Below are 18,086 nucleotides of genomic sequence, written 5' to 3'. Positions count from 1 at the left end.
TGCCGGCTTGCGCTTGCGGAGAAATACTCTATTCTGTCAAAAAATACCTGAATCTTGCCAACCGTATGCCATCACCCTTTGCCAATACGCTGTACGATCCGGACGCGTCTTCCTGCCCGGCCGTCGCGCGTCATCTTGATTTTGTCGAGTATGAAGCCGAAGTGCCGGTGCATAGCCATCGCAAAGGACAACTGATTATCGTGCTGTATGGCGCGGTGCGTTGTCGGGCGGAAAATAACCTGTGGATCGTGCCGCCTCGCTGCGCGGTATGGATCCCGGGCGGTATTGCCCACAGTGTGACCGCCACCTGGAACGCGCGCCTCAACTACCTGTTTATTGAACCCGGGGCGGCGGCGCTGCCCGACAGCTGCTGCGCGCTGGCGCTCTCTTCCCTGATCCATGAGCTGGTGGGGCGGCTCACCCGCGAAGGGGCGGACTACGCGGCGGATAGCCATGCCGGGAGACTGACCCGGGTGACCCTTGACGAGCTGGCGAACATGCCGGCGCAGCGCCTGAATCTGCCCGTCTCAGCGCACCCCAAAATACGCGCCATGGCCGACAGGCTGGTGAGTCATCCTGACGATCGCAGTACCCTGCCGGTGTGGGCGAAACGTCTGGCGCTGAGTGAACGCTCCCTGGCGCGCCTGATGCAGCGGGAGACCGGCCTCACCTTCGGACGCTGGCGCCAGCAGCTGCATCTGATTATTGCCCTGCAGGAGCTGGCCAGCGGCGTTTCGGTACAAAACGTGGCGGCTAAGCTGGGGTATGAGTCGGTGAATGCTTTCATTACCCTGTTTAAAAAAACGATGGGGACGACGCCGGCGCACTATTTTGCCGAACGGCAGACCGGCACTCGTTAAGAAAAAGGGACGGGCGACGACCGCTGGCCTGACGCCCGCCAGAGAGGGCGGGTAGGGGCTTAGGCTTTCGGCGACTTGATCTTAATAATAAATCGCTCATTCAGCCGGGTGATCCTCGCGCCAATGTCGCCAAACTCGGTGGCGATTTTAAAAAAATCGTCCGCGGCGACGTCGAAATCGAGTTCAATTTTCTGATGTTGTCCTGTCGCTAGTAATTCATAGAAATGGTCAAGGCTGCGGGCTTTTTCGCTGGGCATCGTATTTCTCCATGGTCAACCAATCAGCAGGGCGTTTATGACTTATCGCGCTTTCCGGATTATTCAGCAGAATGGCAATGGGGCCTGATATAAGATTATGCAATGACAGTAAGAGTGGGGTAGGGCGATATTATTCCGTGTTGTTAAACCGTGCGGTCGCGCGTTTGCCGGCGATACCATGACGGCAGGAACAATCCTGTGGCGTCGGCTGATGATAGACATTGTTTGATGACAATTTGATGTCAGTAAAATGAACCTGCAAGGGCTCGGGATTTCATATCGCTAAATAATTTTTATTCTGTGGCTGTTAAGGTAGTTCTTAACTACTTTATGGTGATGGGGCTTTATTTTTTATGGCCAACGGCGAGGGAACAACGATGCAATTACTTGATTTATTCGCAGGCTTATTGTGGTTAAGCAGCGTTATTTTCCTGCTGTTTGTTCTTGATGTGGTCATCACCCGTTATCTTTATCGTAAATAACCGACAGCGGCGACGGCGCTCGGCGTAGGGTACAGCGCCGGAGGATGATAGTATAACGCCGGGACTGATTCAGGAAGGAATGCGCGGTGGCCGGGAGAGTTGATTACGATATTGAAAAATACCAGTTTACCGAAGCCGGTGAAACGTCGCGGCTGCGGGAGCAGTGGCGCGAAGTCTATCAGGAGTGCCGTCAGCTGCAGGCCGGGGCAGAGGAGCGCCTGCGCATTGCGTTACTGAACGTCGACTATGTCACCAGCTTCGAGCTGCCTTTTCGCCTGCTGCTAGTGCGCGCGCCGCAGCTGATCGCCGACGTCCGCGAGACGCTGCAGCTCAGCCGTAAAGCCGCCGTGTTCAACGGCAAACGTTACGGCTGCGTCTACAGTTTGAAGCAGGATTTACAGGCTGTACCGGAGAGCTTTCATTACCACCTGACAAACCGCATTCGTCGCGTCGAAGCGACGGGCCTGACGGCGGCGCCGTACCAGCAGATCGCCCGGGAGATTAAACCTGCCCGGGATCGACTCCGCCAGGCATTAATCGCCGGCCTGCCGGTTACCACGCTTGATGCTCTGTTCTGGTTCGGCAGTCAGCGGGTGGCGGCGGACATTGCCCAGCTGCGCCGGTCCGGGATGGCTATTGTCACTGAGGAGGTGGAGGTCAGCGACAATCTGTTCAATACCACCCGGCGGGTACCGGTTTATCGTCTGACCAGCGCGTGAGCGGGCCTCGCTTCGCCCAGCCGCTGCCTCTGCAGGCAGTCGACCATTGCGCCATCAAACCAGACGCACAGCCCTCTGGCAGCATGCCGCGGAGCCGGTTCCCGCCACGCGCTGACGCTGAGCATGATCAGCATCAGCGCCAGCGGAACCACGTATATTCTTTTCACTACCCTGTTCCCGCTTCGCCTTTTCTGCCAGTAAGGTAGCGGGAAAATATGACGTTTCGTTGACCCGGCTGCCTGATTTATCGCCCGCAGAAGGCATGGCCGGCGGGGCGTGCCGGGTGATGCGTTATTCATCTTCGGCATAACAATATGACAAAACTGGCGGCTTGTTTTTTTCGTTTTTATTACACCATGTTTTTTATCCTGCAGGGAAAAGCATGAAGTCGCCATGCCTGGCGAAGGGGTTATCTTGTAACTGGCTGGTTTGAAACGATATTTTAATTGTGATTTACGCGGGTCTGACAGCGGTGGCAAATTTATATTAATTCACTTTACCGATCAATAAATTATATCTTGATAGCTTTTAGCTATCGAATGTTTCTTATCGATCATTTTAAACTATTTTTGTTAGCGGGAAATATATGACATGCTTTAACCCTTTCTTATTTCTGGTATTTTTTAAATGGTTAAAGAAAACGTGAAAAATACCTCTTATCGCTTCGTTCTGGAGCCCGCTATTAGCGATGGTGGCGGTTACCACTCGTGGGAATTGCTCACTAAAGACATTATAGCACCCGCACAAAATAACACCTCAGCGCCCACGTTTTCTTTCTCCACGCTCACCGAAAGCGATAAGCTTGCACTATTTACCCGACAAATCGAGTTGCTTTCCGTATTTGATTTTTCCCAGGTCGATAATAAGCCGATCTCTCTGAATATTGATGATTTATTAAGCCATTTTATTCTGACTGACCGCTATCTCTGTGATTTTCTGCGCTCCTGTAAAAACATTGCTCTGGAAATAAATGAGAATTTTCATGAATTTATCGCCGGTCGTGAACTGACGGCGCTGAGCACGCTGGCGGCGCTTTGCCCGGTCTGGCTGGATGACTTTGGTCGCGGACGAACGACGTTCCGGCTGCTGGAGCGATTTCGCTTTGATTGCGTCAAAGTGGATAAAGACTATTTCTGGGACAAAGAAAACGATCCCGCTTTGCCCGGGCTGTTACAGGCTATTCATACCCTGACCGGGCATGTGATTGTGGAGGGGATCGAAACCGAAAAGCAAAAACGGCTCATCAATGCGGCCGGGGATATCATTGGTCAGGGCCGTTACTGGAAGGATGAATATATCTTTCTTTGCTGCTGAGCGCCCGCCGGGGCCAGGTTCGGTTACCTGCCATGCTTTTCTTATCCAGTTTTAAACGAATGCTTTGTTACAGATAGTCTTTATTCCCGCGATGATAATCCAGTCTCTTTTACTTGCCTGAAGGATAACTCATTGTGAATACACGCTTGCGTAACACCCTGATCGCCATTGCGCTGACCACCTGCTTCACCGCCGCCAGCCAGGCGTCGACCTCGGCTGACGTGCCGTCTGTCTCGCAGGACCCGGTCGTCCAGCACCTGAAGCTGAGTGAGGATCAGGTCGCCAAAATCCAGGCGCTGCGTAAGGGCTTCGAAAACAGTGTGAGCCAGATTAAAATCAGCGGCTATCAGGACGGTGCCCTGGCCGACGTGATTCATTCCGGGAAATGGGATGAAGCCAAAGTCAAACAGCAGCTGGCTGCCTTTAGCCAACTGGATCAGCAGGTGCGCTATTATCGCGTGAAATACTACTTCGACGTCAGCCAGCTGCTGACCGCCGAGCAGCGTGAGCAGGTGAAAAAAGACCTCGCCGCGGCGATCAACTAACCCGCCTTCGCCATCCGCTCCGGATGGCGCTGCATCGGGCGACAGACGCCGTGTGTCCGGCGCCTGTCGCCCCGCTTGACTGACTTACTGGCCGTGGCCGTTTTCCAGACGGGCAAAATACTCCGGGGCAAACGGACGCGGGTCGACATCGGCAAACGGCGCACGCTCAAAGTGCGCTTTCAGCGCCCAGGGGACCGTGCAGTCAAAAATCGTCTTGCAGCTGATACCTTCCCCGCGGATCGACGGACTGTATTCCGGCGTCTGGGAAGGATCGAGCTGGTGACCGCGGATACCGGGGAGGGTGGTGATGCTGACATCCCCCTGCATGCGGGTGGTCATCGCCCACAGGATATCGTCGCTGTCAAAGATATCGACATCCTCATCAACCAGAATGATGTTTTTCAGTTCGGAATAGGTCGCCAGCGCCAGTAGCGCAGCCTGTCCCTGACGTCCTTCGTCGGCGGGCTGACGTTTTTTCACCTGCAGGATCCCCAGAAATTTACCGCCGCCCGCGGTGTGGGCGTAGACGTTTTGTAAAAAGCCCGGGATGGCGGCCTCGACGGCATTCCAGATACTGGCTTCGGTCGGCAGCCCGGCGAGGGTGGTATGTTCTTCCCCCGGTCCCACCAGCGTCTGCAGGATGGCATTGTGCCGCATGGTTACCGCTTTGACTTTGATCACCGGCAGCGACGGGTTGGCGCCGCCGCAGTAGCCGGGAAATTCCGGCATCGCGTGGCCGCTGTTGGTGTGTTGATCTTCCCTGACGCGCACGCCGGGCAGCAGTTCGCCTTCAATGACGATCTCGGCGTGGGCGATGGCTTTCTCCGGGACGCTGACGCCCTGCACCAGCTCCACCGGGCGCTGACGCAGCGCGCCGGCGACGCCCAGTTCGTTATAGCCAAACGGCGTGGTGGGGGCTTCGAAGCAGGCGCCAATATAGATGGCCGGATCGAGACCCATGTTGATGGTTATCGGCAGCGGTTTGCCGGCAGCCTCGGCTTTCTGGCGAAACACTTCGATATGGCGGCCGGCGGCAAGAAACATCGACAGCTCATCCCGGCCCTGCACGCACAAGCGGTGGATGGTGACGTCGGTGAGCGAGGCGTCGTCAGGATCGCTGGCCAGCGCCAGGCCCAGGCAGAAGAAGGGGCCGGCGTCGATCGGGGTGTTGGTGGGCGCCGGGAGCAGGGTGCGCAAATCAAAGTCCGGATCGTCGGCCAAAAAAACCTGCTCCTGACAGGGGGCGCTGCCGGCCGGAACCACCACCGGCGCGACCGGTGTTTTCACCGCTTTACCCACCTCCAGCGCCAGCTGCGAAGCTTCGCAGCCCAGCAGCAGCGCCGCCCGCTGGCGGCTGGCGTGCATGCCCACCAGAATGCGTGAATGCGGATAGCCTTTAATATTGTTAAACATCATCGCCGGGCCAATGCGGGTGGGGCGCTTCACGGTGCCGCCGGCGCCGATATGACGATATACGCCGGCCAGCTCGGCGTTAGGGTCCACCGGATGATTGGTTTCGAGGTATTGATTGTCATGCTGTTGCAGCAGCGCGATGGCGTCGCGCAGATCCTGAATCGGTGCGGTCATGATGTTCTCCTTAGCGTGTCGATGCGCACAGTATGCTTCGCAGGCTAATGGTTATCAATTGCATCATTTATGCGTTATTGATAAGATTTTTATTATCAATAAAACCCATGGAGTCCGGCCATGTCCTTGCGAGCGTTACGCCATTTTGTGGTCGTTGCCGAAGAGTTACATATGCACCGGGCGGCGGAGCGGTTACATATCGCCCAGCCCGCCCTCAGCCAGCAGATTAAACAGCTCGAGCAGCGTCTGGGGGTGGTGCTCTTCTCCCGCGCCAACCGCCGTCTGACCCTGACCGCCGCGGGCGAGGTCTTTTGGCAGAAGACGCGGCTGGCGCTGGAGATGGTCGACCAGGCGGCACTGGACGCCCAGCGCACCGCGCGGGGCGAGCAGGGAAGGCTGCATCTGGGGTATGTCTCCAGCGCGATGTACGACAGTAAACTGCCGGGGCTGCTGCGCGAGCTGCGCGCCGACTGGCCGGGGATTGAGCTGTCGCTGGTGCATGGCGATGTGCAAATGCTCTACGAAGCGCTGCTGGATCTGCGCCTGGATATCGCCATCATCCGCGCGCCGCTGGCCTCGCCGCCGGAGGCGCTGGTGGTCAGGCCGTTTGTGCGGGAAAAGCTCTGCCTGGCGCTCTATCAACAGCATCCGCTGGCGGGCGTGGGGGCGCTCAATCTGGCCTCATTGCGCGCGGATAACTGGATCTCGCTTGACGATCCGCAGGGCACCGGGCTGGAGCAGGTGTTTATTGACGCCTGCCGCGTCGCGGGCTTTACGCCGCAGGTGGCGCAGCGGATTAACGACGTCACCTCGATGATTAGCCTGGTCTCCGCCGGGGTCGGGGTGGCCCTGGTTCCGGTCTCGGCGCGGGCCTTACGCCTCGATAACGTGGTGTATATCGATCTTCAGGACCGGCTGGCGGAGAGTGAGCTGAGCATGGTTTACCACCGCCATATCCGTTCGGCGGTGGTGCGGAAAGTTATCTCGCTACTCAATGCGACCGAGCAATCACCCGGTTAGCTGGTCTTCAGGCGGCCAAAGCTGACAATCCTTGAGCGGCCCAGCTCTTTCGCCCGGTACAGCGCGGCGTCCGCCGCGCGCAGCAGGCTGTCGCTTTGGGTGTGCTGCGGGTAGCTGGCGATGCCAATCGACACATCCACCTGGCCTATCTCGGTCAGACCATCGCGCAGCGTCATCGCGTGCACCTGGGTATAGATCTCGCTGGCGCACTGGTGCGCCTCGGCTTCGTCAAGGCCGGGGAGCAGCACCAGAAACTCTTCGCCGCCGTAGCGGAAAGCCGTGCCGATATCGCGCACCGCGCGCTGCACGATGGTGGCGACGCTCTTAATCACCAGATCGCCGGCCTCGTGGCCGTAGCGGTCATTGATGGCTTTAAAATGATCGATGTCGATCATCAGACAGCTCAGCGGGGTGTGGGTATGGACCGCCAGCGCCATCTGTGAATGCAGCGCTTCGTCAAGATGATGGCGATTACGCAGGCCGGTCAGGGAATCGAACAGCGCTTTTTCCAGCAGGGCGCTGCGTAAGCGCTGATTGGCCAGCGCCAGGCCCAGCGCTTCCGCCATCAGCTCAAGGTAGGCCCGGGAAGGGGCGTCACTGGCGGTAACGTTCTGAAAGGTCAGCAGCCCGATGGCTTCGCCCTGGGCGATGAGCGGTACGCAGAGCGACTGGCCGGCGTGCGCCTCCGGCAGATGATAGCAGGTGATATCGGGTTCGCCCTGCACCGGCGGATGGCTGAGTCCCCGACGTATCGCCCAACAGTCGTCGGGTGAAAAGGGCGTCGTCTCCCCGGCGGGCGCCAGCCACTGCGCCACGCAGCGCATCTGCCAGGGGTCGGTATCCAGAATATACAGTTTCCCGGGGATCGTCGGGGCGATATTCGGCGCAAACAGTTCCGCCACCTTAATCACATCCTCAATGGTTTCACAGCCCTGCAGACGCTGGGTCATGCGCGCCAGCAGTTCGCGGATCGCCCAGTCAGCGTCGCGCTGCTGCTCCAGCTGCTGGCGGGCCAGGCCGTTCTCGCGAAAAATGCGGATGGCCTGGGCCATATCGCCAATCTCATCCACCTGAGTGAACTGCGGCGTCTCCACCGCATAGTCCTGGGAGGCGAGACGCTGCACCACGTCGCTCAGGCGAACCACCGGATAGAGCACCCGACGTTTGAGAATAAAGCCGAGGACGAACAAAAACATCAGCGCGGTCAGGCCGACCATGATTTCCGACAGGGTGCGCCAGATCCGCGAGCGTTCGGTGGCCTGGTCAATGGCGACGGCGGCGCGATTTTCGAGCATCTGGCGGAAGCGATCGATCTGCGTCTGCATGCGTTCCAGCTCGGTCTCGTATGCATTACCGTACAGCACCGCGATGGCCGCTGGCGCATCGCCGTGGGCGACATGCGCCAGGGCGGCCTGTTGTTCATCCTGCAGTTCAGCGGCAATCTGCAGGCCATCGTGCAGCAGCGCCAGCTCCTCGCGGCTGGCGCCGTTATCTTTCAATCTGGCCAGCCGCAGCTCAATACTTTTGTCGGTCCGCTGCAGCTGCTGGTACTGCTCCAGCGTCTCCGGCGAGGGCTTAACCACGTATAGCCGGGCGAGGTCTGACAGCGCCCAGGCGTCGTTTTCCACCTTGTCGGAGAGGGTATCAAAGACCTGGCGCTGCTGTACCGCCTGGCGTTCGACGCGGTCTGCGCTGGAGGCCATGAGCATGGCGCTCCCGGAGGCCAGCGTCAGGCCGACGGTGATCCCGTAGGCCCAGTTGGTGATGGTGGCGATTCTCACCCTGTGTTTCCTTGCATGCAGATGAAGCTGTTTTAATTTATAGAACCCGTCCCCGTCACGACGGTGGTCCGCTTCAGGGACGGTGCTCGCTGCGGGGGTGTTCGAGGGTCTGAAGAATGATGGCGTGTAGCGTTTCCGCATGGTGGCGCAAAACGAGAAAGACATCGCGATCCAGAGCGCCATTTATAACATCCGTTTCCATAATCTGTAAGGCCTCCTGCCAGGCCATCCCTTTACGATAAGGGCGATCTTCGGTCAGGGCGGTGAAAATATCGGCGATGGAGATAATGCGGTCGGCGAGGGTCAGGTGATCCTTTTCGAGATGCAGAGGGTAGCCGCTGCCGTCCAGTTTTTCATGATGATTCGAGGCCCAGTTGATAATGTCGCCAAGCTCGCTGTAGTCGCTAAGGAGATCCCCGGTCATGTAGCTGTGCTCGCGTACCTGGCTCAGCTCGTCGTCATCCAGCTCCCCCTCTTTTTCCAGAATAGAAAGAGGGATATAAACCTTACCAATGTCGTGCAGATAGCCGGCAACCTGTATTTGCTGGCAGATGGGCTCCGGCAGCTGCATCCAGTGGGCAAGCTGGCGGGCGATTTCCCCCACCATAATACTGTGGCTGGCGGTAAAGCTGCTGTAGGTGTCGACAATTTTGGCAATCAGCAGGCAGACATCTTTCAGACCGTCAATATCCAGATACAGCGTGTTGATGGGGGCAATAATTTCCAGCAGCCGTTGAATATGCCCGGGATGCAGGTGCTGCCAGAAGTTCGCATTTTCAGCGACCTCGCACAGGGTATCGCAGAGTAACGGATCGATCTCCCGGTGCAGGGTGACGAACTGCTCCACCACTGCCCGCGTGGGCCAGGCGGTCACGCGGCTATCCGCCGGCAGCAGCCGTTCAAAGGCATCGGCGAAATAGACAATATGCTGTTCGCGGCTGCCGCGGTGCTCCGGGCTAAAGTGGTGGTCGCGAATCAAGGGGACGATGGGCCGGAAGGTTGCTAACCCCTCGAGCATCGCCGCCCCCTGGCGCTGATGCGGATCATGGATATTATCGATGGCATCCAGCGAATGAATGGTGCGTCTATCACCCAGTACGCCGATATCGTGCAGCAGCGCGGCGCAAAAGATGGTCTGCTGCCGCTCGGCAGGCAAGCCCAGCCTTTGCGCCAGCGTCAGGGCGATTAAGGCCGTTCGTTGCATATGCCGGTGCAGATCAGGGTTAATGATCTGAATGACGTTGGTGGTCAGCATCAGGGCCGACTTCAGGGCAATACGCATTTCTGTTCTCCGTTCGCGTCACCCGGCGGGCATAAATGACCTCGGGGGTGCCGGAAGTGTCGATAATCTGATCCCAATGCGTGTTGTGTGTTGCTGAAAGGGTAAAAACTCATAATGTATGGGTTCATGGCGCCTGCCCGGTTCAGATCCAGTCATGCACCAGATTTGGGCGATGTTGATGCGAGAACCTTATTATTGTCTGATAGTTAACCATTTACCCCCCGTAAAAGATATCAATTCTGGCAAGCCCTTTGCATTAAGCAAGCGTAAGTTTGATTAATGTCTATGAAGGGAGTGACTTGTATGAATTTTAGAGCATTACTTGCCATTGCGTTACTGACGATGAGCAGCCTGGCGTTTAGCGAGACGCGCTTACCGCATATTGTCATTTTAGCCACCGGCGGGACGATTGCCGGCTCGGCGGCCAGCAATACCCAGACGACGGGCTATAAGGCCGGGGCAATTGGCGTGCAGACGCTGATTAGCGCCGTGCCGGAAATAAGTAAAATCGCCCACGTCGAAGGTGAGCAGGTGGCGAATATCGGCAGTGAGAATATGACCAGCGATATTATTCTGCAGCTCTCGAAGCGGGTGAATGCGTTATTAGCCCGGGATGATGTCGATGGCGTGGTGATCACTCATGGCACCGACACCCTCGATGAAACCCCTTATTTCCTCAATCTGACGGTGAAAAGCAATAAACCGGTGGTCTTTACCGCCGCGATGCGTCCGGCGACGGCGATCAGCGCCGACGGGCCGATGAACCTGCTGGAAGCCGTCACCGTCGCCGCCGACCCGGATGCCCGTGGGCGCGGGGTCATGGTGGTGCTTAACGACCGCATCGGCGCGGCGCGCTTCGTCACCAAAACCAATGCCACCTCGCTGGATACTTTCCGGGCGCCGGAGGAGGGTTATCTTGGCGTCGTGGTGGGGGGAAAACCCCAGTTTGAAACGCGGGTGGATAAAATTCATACCCTGCGCTCGGTCTTCGATGTGCGTCAGCTGAAGGCTCTGCCGAAAGTGGTGATCATCTATGGTTACCAGGACGACCCGGAGTATATGTACGATGCGGCGATCGCCCATCATGCCGACGGTATTATTTACGCCGGCACGGGGGCGGGTTCTGTATCGGTACGTAGCGCTGCTGGTATTAAAAAAGCGCAGCAGGCGGGCATTGTAGTGGTGCGCGCCTCCCGCACCGGCAGCGGCGTGGTGCCCCCGGACGACAGCCAGCCAGGGCTGGTGGCCGATTCCCTCAACCCGGCGAAAGCGCGTATTCTGCTGATGACGGCGCTGACGCAGACGAAAAATCCGCAGCTGATCCAGCAATACTTCCACACCTATTGATCCTCTACGTCCAGGGCGTGGTTCGCGCCCTGGCCGCGTTGTTCTCTCAATGACCCGACGCGAGTGCAAACCGGCGGCGGATCATTGTCCGTCATTCACCCCCGCCTGTTTTTATGCGCGAGGCGTAAAGAAATATTTTTTTAGCAGCCGGCGAGGGCGCCATTAAAATGCCTCCGCAGGGAAAGACGAGTATTTTTAAAGCAGGCTTAAATAAGCCTATTCTTAATTATTGTCTTAAGGCGAATTTAATCTTCCTTATGCTGATAGATTAAACATGATGCATTCCACGGCGCGCGCGCTTTAATTATCACGCCCACAAATGACGATGCGACGCGATGCGCCACGCCGCTGGCCGCGCGGCTTAGCGGACGACATCTCCCCGCAGGCAGGGCGCTCCCGATGAAGAATTCGGTTTTTTCTGCTAGTAACGCGGATGATTAGCGTGAAAATGATATACATGATGAATATATTAAAAGGGCCGCAAGATTTAAGTTTACATTTAGTAACATTTGTGCCGCAATTATGTTTTTTTGTCAGCACGCAGTTTTTTACTTGCCGGAAGGAATTTCGCCGGATTAGTATTGTCGAACTTGCTGTACGTACCGCCTAATGATGATAAATGGACTCTGTTTTCCTTAAGCGTTACCACATAATTAATGTTTACAGGAAAAATCATGGCCTGCGTATTTCATAAACAACTTTTACACCCGCGCAACTGGCTGACCTGGTTCGGGCTCGGCATTCTCTGGTTGATCGTGCAACTGCCTTATCCGCTGCTGCATTTTATCGGCACCAGCGCGGGTCGTCTTTCCCGACGCTTTCTCAAACGCCGCGAACATATCGCCCGGCGCAATATTGAGCTCTGCTTCCCGGAGATGTCGCCGGCGGCGCGCGAGACCCTCATCGATCAAAACTTTATGTCGCTGGGAATGGGACTGATTGAAACCGGCATGGCCTGGTTCTGGAGCGATGAGCGGGTTAAAAAATGGTTTGATGTCGAGGGCTTTGCCAACCTTAATCATGCGCTTAGCGGCGGGAAAGGGGTGATGGTCGTCGGCGTACACTTTATGTCGCTGGAGCTGGGCGGACGCGCCATGGGGCTGTGTCGTCCAATGATGGCCACCTATCGTCCGCACAACAGTCCGCTGATGGAGTGGGTGCAAACCCGCGGTCGCCTGCGCTCGAACAAAGCGATGATCGATCGCAACAATCTGACTGGCCTGGTACATGCCTTAAAATCAGGCGAAGCGGTATGGTTTGCTCCGGACCAGGATTACGGCCCCAAGGGCAGCGTGTTTGCGCCGTTTTTCTCCGTCCCGCAGGCGGCTACCACCAACGGCACCTATGTGCTTTCCCGTTTATCAGGGGCGAAAATGCTGAGCATCAGCATGGTGCGCAAGCTGGATCGCCAGGGCTACAGCCTGCACATTAGCGAAGTGATGAATGACTATCCGGGTGAGGATAAGCAGATTGCCGCCGGCTATATCAACAAGGTGATTGAGCGCGAGATCCTGCGTGCCCCCGAGCAGTATCTGTGGGTGCATCGCCGTTTTAAAACCCGCCCGCTGGGTGAACCCTCCGTCTATTAACCTTCCCGCACAGGCTGCGCTTTCAAAATCCCGACAGTTGGGGTAACGTGAGCCGGATCATGTTTTAGTCGTGCGCGAAGGAGTGCAGAGTGTTCGCTGAGTTTGGTGTTCTGAATTATTTGACCTACCTGGTCGGGGCGGTGTTTATCATCCTCGTCCCTGGCCCTAATACGTTTTTTGTGCTGAAGACGGGCATTGCCCACGGCGTAAAGAAAGGCTATCTGGCGGCGGCGGGCGTCTTTATTGGCGACGCGGTGCTGATGTTTCTGGCCTTTGCCGGCGTGGCGACGCTGATTAAGACCACGCCGGTGCTGTTTAACGTCGTCCGTTACCTCGGGGCGATTTACCTGTTGTGGCTGGGGGGCAAAATGCTCTATGCGGTGCTGACCCAGCGTGACGGCCAGGCCGACGCCAGCGCAGAGCCGGCGAGCGCGATCCTCAAACGCTCCCTGACCCTGAGCCTGACCAACCCGAAAGCGATTCTGTTTTATGTGTCGTTTTTCGTGCAGTTTATCGACGTCAACGCCAAAGCTCCCGGGGTGGCGTTCTTTATTCTGGCGCTGACCCTCGAGGTGATAAGCTTCTGCTATATGAGCTTTTTGATCCTCTCCGGCTCGTTTGTCACCCGCTACGTCAAAACCCGCAAGAAGCTGGCCAAACTTGGCAACAGCCTGATTGGCCTGGTTTTCGTTGGGTTCGCCGCGCGCTTGGCTACCCTGCAGTCCTGATCCCCACGGGCCGGTTACCCACAGACCGGCCCGCCGCCTCTTATTCTGCTCTGTAACAAAAACCCTTCATTTTTTATTGCATTGGTGTTACATATACAGCCGTTTATCGCTCAGCAAAAAGGAAGCCCGGATGATTCTGCAAAAACTCCTCAGCAATAAAAACTGCAAAAAATACTGTCTGTCGCTCGCGACGGTGTTTGCTATCGCGCTGGCGGTGGTAGGACGGGCGACCTTTGGCGGCGTGGTGAGCGAGTACAATATGCCGTACTCGGAGTGGACGACGTCCATGTTCTTCCTGCAGGGGGCGATGGTGACGGTTTACAGCATCGTCTTTACCGCGCTCTTCGCTATTCCGCTCGGCTTTATTTTCCTCGGCGACGAGCGTCAGGATTAAGCGTCAATGGGCGAACCAAAGTTCGCCCTGTTTTATCGGCTCATCAACAGCGTGAAGCATTAATCATCGTCATGATAGTGATGATGGTGGTGATGGCGATGGTGGTGATGGCCATCGTCAACAATGCATCCCGATAACAGCGTGCACAGCGCAATGATCAACGGTAACACGATCGGTTTTTTCATCCTTACTTCTCCCGCTATTTTTCTTTCCCCGGGGCCGAGAATGCCGCGGCGGATAACGTGAGTGTAAAGCGTTAACTTATTGATGGGATAGGACAACTCCGCAATATCGCCGCGGCGATCACCACCAGCCGAACTGGGCGCCGGCCACCGCCACGATGGCGACAACCAGCATAATAATGGTGCTTTTTTTCATTATGCCCCGCCCGGCGCCGCATAGCCGCCGACAAAAAACCAGCTGAGAAAGACGACGGCGACGATAAAGATCGCCACCGGGAAAAGAATACCCAATTTCATGATAGTGTCCCTGTACCCACGAATGATGCCCAGCATGATACTGGATATCGCGTGACTTTAGTCAATATGAATAAAATTCTCCTGCCGGCGAGACTTCTTATCCTGATACATCGCCTCATCGGCAGCGCGTAAGGCCGCTTCAACATCGATACTCTGCGGATCGCAGATGACCACCCCGAAGCTGGCGCCCTCATAGTTGATACGCTGTTCGCCGAGGAAGAAGACGCCGCACAGGGCCTGGCGCAGGGTGGTGACATACGCCTGCTGCGCCGCGGGCGGCTGGGCGCTACCGACGATCAAAAACTCATCGCCGCCAAGGCGGCCAACGATATCTTCACGGCGCGCGACGGCGGTGAGTCGTTCGCCGACCTGCACCAGAAAGCTGTCGCCGCACGGATGGCCGAACCGATCGTTAATGGCTTTGAAACCGTCGAGATCGATAAAAATGAGCGCGACCTGTTGCTGCTGAGCGCGGGCGGAGGCAAAGCGTAGCGCCAGCTGCTTAAACAGCGCGCGGCGATTAGGGAGCTGGGTGAGCTCATCGGTAGATGAGTGCAGCTCCAGCGCGACGTTTGCCGCCTGCAGCTGTTGCACCAGGGTGTCTTTTTCCACGTAGTGGGAAATGAGCTTCGCGAACAGGCCCATGACCTGTTCACCTTCAAGATTATAAGGCTGTTGTTGCCGGCTGGTGGCGCAGAGGGTGCCGAACAGAGAGCCGTCGGCCAGGCGCACAGGAATGCTTAAAAAGGTGGCGATCCCCAGCTCCTGGGCGGCGATGCAGGAGTGCCAGCGACGGGCGACGTCATTGCTAAACGTACACTGATCCTCAAGGGCGCGTTTGCACAGAGATTCATCCCAGGGGACGGAAAATCCTTCCGGGATCTGCATTTCGCTGCTGTTGTGGGCGAACATGATCTGCTGCCGCTGGGCGTTAATATCGATGCGGGTAAGGTAGGTGGACTCCATTCGCGTCACCGCCTCCAGCATCTCCAGCAGCTGGCGCACCAGGGTTTCCAGGGACTGTTCCGTAGCGAGGGTTTGCGACACCCGGGCAAGAATAAAATCTGACATGAATAATACAGCTCCAGCACGCCAAACGTCACCCCAGCATATTGGGCTGCAAACGGACATCAGCGTCGAGTAAACAGTGATATTTTTAAATTTATCACATCTGTCTGGGGAATACTTGTCGACACGGCGGGAAAAAAAGCCCCGTCGAAGGGAGATCACTCAGGAAACCGTGGATTTCAACGTGATGATAATGATGCTTCCCCCATTAATTATAAAATGCGCCGCGAACTGTGGTGTCGTAGCAACCCAGCACAACGCTGTAATGAGATGATGGCCAGTATTATGGAATCACTCGACGGTCAGGGAGAGTAGCGGTTATCGGATTGATATGTTAGCCACTTTCCGCATAGCGATGCATAAAAGGAGCTGCGCTGTATGGCGTTCGTGTCGCTGAGCCGTACCATGACGGTACCGTGCACTGGCGTTTGTTGTGTTTTTTGCGCAAAAAACATCGACGTGCAATCACAGAGATGCTGCGTCGTTTCGCTATCCTAGAAGATCGCGCCGAACTAGGTAATAACACTGGCGCTCGTTTCAAATCAAAGCTGATAGACCCGCGAAAGGGGACTCCGGCCAGCTATATTGCAAAGCACGTCAGTCAAAACATCGATGGGCGTGGACTGGGTGGCACCGTCAGTAAGGAGACAAGGAAATCACTACGCTATAGTGCCGAGAACGTCACTGCGTGGGCATCGTTGCACCGTGTTTAACAATTCCGTTTTTTAGGGTTCCAGGCCGCCAGGCGTACCGCGAGTTACGATTGTTCGCATCGCAGGCTACTCGTGCAACGAAAACCAGCAAACCGGGTGCTCCGGTACTTATGGCTCCAAAACTGGATGCTGTGCTTGCCGCTGATGTTGGCTGTTTTGCAACCTACATCATGAAGCAGAGCGTTGTACTAATTACCTCATTCATACCGCCGACGAGTCGACAATGAAACCAGGAACCTATGGTGAGCACGGGATCTGTATTTATTGCATTTGGTCACCAATCACCGGCAAGGAAAACAAAATATGCAACCACGTTCACACATGGAAGATGGCGAAAAAGGCTCTCGCTAACCTAGGCGCTGAAAGCGCCGCCAAGGGCGACCCCGTCGCCCTTGGACTTGTGGCAATAACTGTCCTCAGTCTTCCAAGGGCTTATAAAAAGTGATTGTGAATGATGTTGAGATATCGGAACAGCTTGTTCGATGCTGTAAAGGGGAGAGCCGAGTTTGGCATGAGCAACTTACTGTCCCACTAAAACTCTTCCATGGTAGCTTCTGAAATACTATAATTCTTTAATGATCATCCTTTTAAGGGAAGCAAATGAATTTAATTAAATTGGAAATACATAAACTTTTTGGGCTTCTTGATTATGAACTCCCATTGGATAAAGATGAAATAACCATGCTTACCGGTCCTAACGGTTATGGTAAGACAATGATTCTTAAGATTATTAACAGTATTTTGTCAAATAAGCTTAATATATTATGTAAGTTAAAGTTCGAAAGTATTTTTTTACATTTTCAGGGAGGTGGTGTATCTATTCAGCATGGTGATAAGGATAATGCCCTGAATTTAGAACATTACGATAGTGATTCAAATGTTTTCGCTGTTGAAAATCTAGAGTTGGAAACAGAATTAGTTAAAAATAATGATTTGGTTATTTTTCAATGGAGCTCTGAAGAGACTAAACGGACCTATAAAAACGTAAAAGAAAAGCAACTAAGTTCTGAAATTTTAAGTTTTTTAACATCAGATGAAATTGTCTCTTTTATCCGTGCTGATAGACTCCAGGCGGAAGAAGGGAATGACAGTGTTATAGATTCATGTGCCTCTAAACTTAAAAATCTAATGGAAACTGCTCAGGATGAATCTGCAGCATTAAGTCAAAAATTAGACGCTACATTCCCCATTAGACTTTTTGAACGTCTGGAACAACAAAAAAGATTTTCCTCTACAAATATTCAAGCACGTTTGAGCGGTATTCAAGATAAACGGCGTAATTATATGCATTATGGATTGATTCATTCTGAAGATAATTTAATGCCAGATAAAAGCACTTCGCTAAATAGTAGCAATGAATACTTAGGGGTTCTTGATCTTTATATAGAAGATGCATTAGGTAAGCTTTCGCCTTTTCAAATTTTGCATCAGAAAATTGATCTTTTTGAATCAATTCTTAAAGAGAAAATACTTGCTTTTAAAAATGTTGTTATTGATAGAGAAAACGGTTTTTATTTTAGAAGCTTAAGTGGAGATGTGGTTGAGCGAAACTCGCTTTCATCAGGTGAACAAAACCAAATAGTTCTTCTATTCAATTTGATTTTTGATCTAGCCACTCAAAAAGTGATTCTAATCGATGAGCCCGAAATATCTTTGCACGTCGCTTGGCAGCAAACATTTTTGGATTCTTTGAAGAAAATTCAAAAAATAAATGAGTATGAAAAAGTTATAATTGCTACTCATTCACCTCAGGTAATCAGTAAAAACTGGCCATTAACATGGCTTTGTTGAATAAATCGAACTTTTGCTAAGTTGAAGGATCAGATCACGCATCTTCCCGACAACGCAGACCGTTCCGTGGCAAAGCAAAAGTTCAAAATCACCAACTGGCCCACCTACAATAAAGCCCTCATCAACCGTG

At 54.6% G+C, this 18,086-nt stretch carries 19 protein-coding genes and 2 pseudogenes; 13 read left to right on the top strand and 8 right to left on the bottom strand.

What is annotated here, in order from left to right; translation table 11 throughout:
* Positions 1-65: 65 nt before the first annotated feature.
* On the top strand, positions 66-860 hold the full coding sequence (locus AC6CWS_RS23830; protein ID WP_065883871.1) for an AraC family transcriptional regulator: 795 nt from the start codon (positions 66-68) through the stop codon (positions 858-860).
* 59 nt (positions 861-919) lie between these two features.
* Here AC6CWS_RS23830 and AC6CWS_RS23825 read toward each other — a convergent pair whose 3' ends face one another.
* Complete coding sequence (locus AC6CWS_RS23825) at positions 920-1,117, bottom strand: hypothetical protein (RefSeq protein WP_023289222.1); 198 nt, start codon at positions 1,115-1,117, stop codon at positions 920-922.
* Between the two features lie 568 nt (positions 1,118-1,685).
* On the opposite strand from AC6CWS_RS23825, the gene AC6CWS_RS23820 reads away from it, so the two are divergent.
* The 4 genes from AC6CWS_RS23820 (at position 1,686) to AC6CWS_RS23805 (ending at position 4,177) form a co-directional block, all read left to right on the top strand.
* Complete coding sequence (locus AC6CWS_RS23820; RefSeq protein ID WP_498256448.1) at positions 1,686-2,318, top strand: ECs1377 family protein; 633 nt, start codon at positions 1,686-1,688, stop codon at positions 2,316-2,318.
* 45 nt (positions 2,319-2,363) lie between these two features.
* The gene (locus AC6CWS_RS23815) at positions 2,364-2,519 is read left to right on the top strand and encodes a hypothetical protein (RefSeq protein ID WP_032429125.1); all 156 of its coding nucleotides are present in this window, start codon (positions 2,364-2,366) and stop codon (positions 2,517-2,519) included.
* Positions 2,520-2,945: 426 nt separating this feature from the next.
* Positions 2,946-3,632 (top strand): KPN_01159 family EAL domain c-di-GMP phosphodiesterase, encoded by a 687-nt coding sequence (locus tag AC6CWS_RS23810; RefSeq protein WP_065883873.1) that lies wholly within the window; start codon positions 2,946-2,948, stop codon positions 3,630-3,632.
* A 134-nt stretch (positions 3,633-3,766) separates the two neighbouring features.
* Positions 3,767-4,177 carry a Spy/CpxP family protein refolding chaperone gene (locus AC6CWS_RS23805; protein ID WP_074442690.1) on the top strand — a complete coding sequence of 137 codons (411 nt, stop codon included), beginning with the start codon at positions 3,767-3,769 and terminating at the stop codon, positions 4,175-4,177.
* Positions 4,178-4,261: 84 nt separating this feature from the next.
* Here the strand turns inward: AC6CWS_RS23805 and AC6CWS_RS23800 are convergent, their stop codons facing one another.
* Complete coding sequence (locus tag AC6CWS_RS23800) at positions 4,262-5,764, bottom strand: UbiD family decarboxylase (RefSeq protein ID WP_065883877.1); 1,503 nt, start codon at positions 5,762-5,764, stop codon at positions 4,262-4,264.
* A gap of 120 nt (positions 5,765-5,884) precedes the next feature.
* Between AC6CWS_RS23800 and AC6CWS_RS23795 the strand changes: the two genes are divergently transcribed.
* The gene (locus AC6CWS_RS23795; RefSeq protein ID WP_065883879.1) at positions 5,885-6,784 is read left to right on the top strand and encodes a LysR substrate-binding domain-containing protein; all 900 of its coding nucleotides are present in this window, start codon (positions 5,885-5,887) and stop codon (positions 6,782-6,784) included.
* Here the strand turns inward: AC6CWS_RS23795 and AC6CWS_RS23790 are convergent.
* Positions 6,781-8,565: a diguanylate cyclase gene (locus tag AC6CWS_RS23790; protein ID WP_065883881.1), complete on the bottom strand. Its 1,785-nt coding sequence runs from the start codon at positions 8,563-8,565 to the stop codon at positions 6,781-6,783. The two genes, AC6CWS_RS23795 and AC6CWS_RS23790, sit on opposite strands and share 4 nt — an antisense overlap.
* A 73-nt stretch (positions 8,566-8,638) precedes the next feature.
* Positions 8,639-9,847 (bottom strand): HD domain-containing phosphohydrolase, encoded by a 1,209-nt coding sequence (locus AC6CWS_RS23785; protein WP_065883883.1) that lies wholly within the window; start codon positions 9,845-9,847, stop codon positions 8,639-8,641.
* A gap of 303 nt (positions 9,848-10,150) precedes the next feature.
* Between AC6CWS_RS23785 and fraE the strand changes: the two genes are divergently transcribed.
* From fraE to AC6CWS_RS23765, 4 genes are all read left to right on the top strand, one after another.
* A complete protein-coding gene (fraE, locus tag AC6CWS_RS23780) occupies positions 10,151-11,194 on the top strand; it encodes a fructose-asparagine asparaginase (protein WP_065883885.1) in 1,044 nt (347 codons plus the stop codon).
* A 674-nt stretch (positions 11,195-11,868) separates the two neighbouring features.
* Entirely contained in the window at positions 11,869-12,783 is a 915-nt protein-coding gene (gene lpxP / locus AC6CWS_RS23775; protein WP_023289231.1) for a kdo(2)-lipid IV(A) palmitoleoyltransferase, read from the top strand.
* 89 nt (positions 12,784-12,872) lie between these two features.
* Positions 12,873-13,511, top strand: coding sequence for a leucine efflux protein LeuE (gene leuE / locus AC6CWS_RS23770; protein ID WP_004203730.1), 639 nt, complete (start codon positions 12,873-12,875; stop codon positions 13,509-13,511).
* Between the two features lie 130 nt (positions 13,512-13,641).
* Positions 13,642-13,905: a DUF2534 family protein gene (locus AC6CWS_RS23765; RefSeq protein WP_065883887.1), complete on the top strand. Its 264-nt coding sequence runs from the start codon at positions 13,642-13,644 to the stop codon at positions 13,903-13,905.
* A gap of 59 nt (positions 13,906-13,964) precedes the next feature.
* Here the strand turns inward: AC6CWS_RS23765 and AC6CWS_RS23760 are convergent, their stop codons facing one another.
* From AC6CWS_RS23760 to AC6CWS_RS23745, 4 genes are all read right to left on the bottom strand, one after another.
* Positions 13,965-14,090, bottom strand: coding sequence for a hypothetical protein (locus AC6CWS_RS23760; protein WP_065883889.1), 126 nt, complete (start codon positions 14,088-14,090; stop codon positions 13,965-13,967).
* A gap of 118 nt (positions 14,091-14,208) precedes the next feature.
* Positions 14,209-14,283, bottom strand: coding sequence for a protein YoaJ (yoaJ, locus tag AC6CWS_RS23755; protein WP_137910537.1), 75 nt, complete (start codon positions 14,281-14,283; stop codon positions 14,209-14,211).
* Positions 14,283-14,384 (bottom strand): YoaK family small membrane protein, encoded by a 102-nt coding sequence (locus AC6CWS_RS23750; protein WP_065883891.1) that lies wholly within the window; start codon positions 14,382-14,384, stop codon positions 14,283-14,285. Before AC6CWS_RS23750 ends, yoaJ begins: the two co-directional genes overlap by 1 nt.
* A 57-nt stretch (positions 14,385-14,441) precedes the next feature.
* Entirely contained in the window at positions 14,442-15,455 is a 1,014-nt protein-coding gene (locus AC6CWS_RS23745) for a sensor domain-containing diguanylate cyclase (protein ID WP_065883893.1), read from the bottom strand.
* 283 nt (positions 15,456-15,738) lie between these two features.
* Here AC6CWS_RS23745 and AC6CWS_RS23740 point away from each other — a divergent pair.
* The 3 genes and pseudogenes from AC6CWS_RS23740 to AC6CWS_RS23730 all read left to right on the top strand — a co-directional run.
* Positions 15,739-16,603: pseudogene (locus tag AC6CWS_RS23740) on the top strand (replication endonuclease); the annotation flags it as partial.
* A gap of 162 nt (positions 16,604-16,765) precedes the next feature.
* Positions 16,766-17,956: an AAA family ATPase gene (locus AC6CWS_RS23735; protein ID WP_323109741.1), complete on the top strand. Its 1,191-nt coding sequence runs from the start codon at positions 16,766-16,768 to the stop codon at positions 17,954-17,956.
* A gap of 21 nt (positions 17,957-17,977) precedes the next feature.
* Positions 17,978-18,086 (top strand): annotated as a pseudogene (locus AC6CWS_RS23730) (IS5/IS1182 family transposase); the annotation flags it as partial.

The sequence above is a fragment of the Klebsiella sp. M041 genome, assembly GCF_059759695.1.
This window is presented reverse-complemented; position numbering and strand designations above follow the sequence as displayed.

Excerpts from the sequence above, each read along its gene's own strand:
- AC6CWS_RS23745 (WP_065883893.1), bottom strand. The coding sequence starts at position 15,455 with ATGTCAGATTTTATTCTTGCCCGGGTGTCGCAAACCCTCGCTACGGAA.
- AC6CWS_RS23765 (WP_065883887.1), top strand. The coding sequence starts at position 13,642 with ATGATTCTGCAAAAACTCCTCAGCAATAAAAACTGCAAAAAATACTGT.
- AC6CWS_RS23760 (WP_065883889.1), bottom strand. The coding sequence starts at position 14,090 with ATGAAAAAACCGATCGTGTTACCGTTGATCATTGCGCTGTGCACGCTG.
- AC6CWS_RS23830 (WP_065883871.1), top strand. The coding sequence starts at position 66 with ATGCCATCACCCTTTGCCAATACGCTGTACGATCCGGACGCGTCTTCC.
- AC6CWS_RS23750 (WP_065883891.1), bottom strand. The coding sequence starts at position 14,384 with ATGAAATTGGGTATTCTTTTCCCGGTGGCGATCTTTATCGTCGCCGTC.
- lpxP (WP_023289231.1), top strand. The coding sequence starts at position 11,869 with ATGGCCTGCGTATTTCATAAACAACTTTTACACCCGCGCAACTGGCTG.
- AC6CWS_RS23825 (WP_023289222.1), bottom strand. The coding sequence starts at position 1,117 with ATGCCCAGCGAAAAAGCCCGCAGCCTTGACCATTTCTATGAATTACTA.
- fraE (WP_065883885.1), top strand. The coding sequence starts at position 10,151 with ATGAATTTTAGAGCATTACTTGCCATTGCGTTACTGACGATGAGCAGC.
- AC6CWS_RS23795 (WP_065883879.1), top strand. The coding sequence starts at position 5,885 with ATGTCCTTGCGAGCGTTACGCCATTTTGTGGTCGTTGCCGAAGAGTTA.
- AC6CWS_RS23735 (WP_323109741.1), top strand. The coding sequence starts at position 16,766 with ATGAATTTAATTAAATTGGAAATACATAAACTTTTTGGGCTTCTTGAT.
- AC6CWS_RS23800 (WP_065883877.1), bottom strand. The coding sequence starts at position 5,764 with ATGACCGCACCGATTCAGGATCTGCGCGACGCCATCGCGCTGCTGCAA.
- AC6CWS_RS23785 (WP_065883883.1), bottom strand. The coding sequence starts at position 9,847 with ATGCGTATTGCCCTGAAGTCGGCCCTGATGCTGACCACCAACGTCATT.
- AC6CWS_RS23810 (WP_065883873.1), top strand. The coding sequence starts at position 2,946 with ATGGTTAAAGAAAACGTGAAAAATACCTCTTATCGCTTCGTTCTGGAG.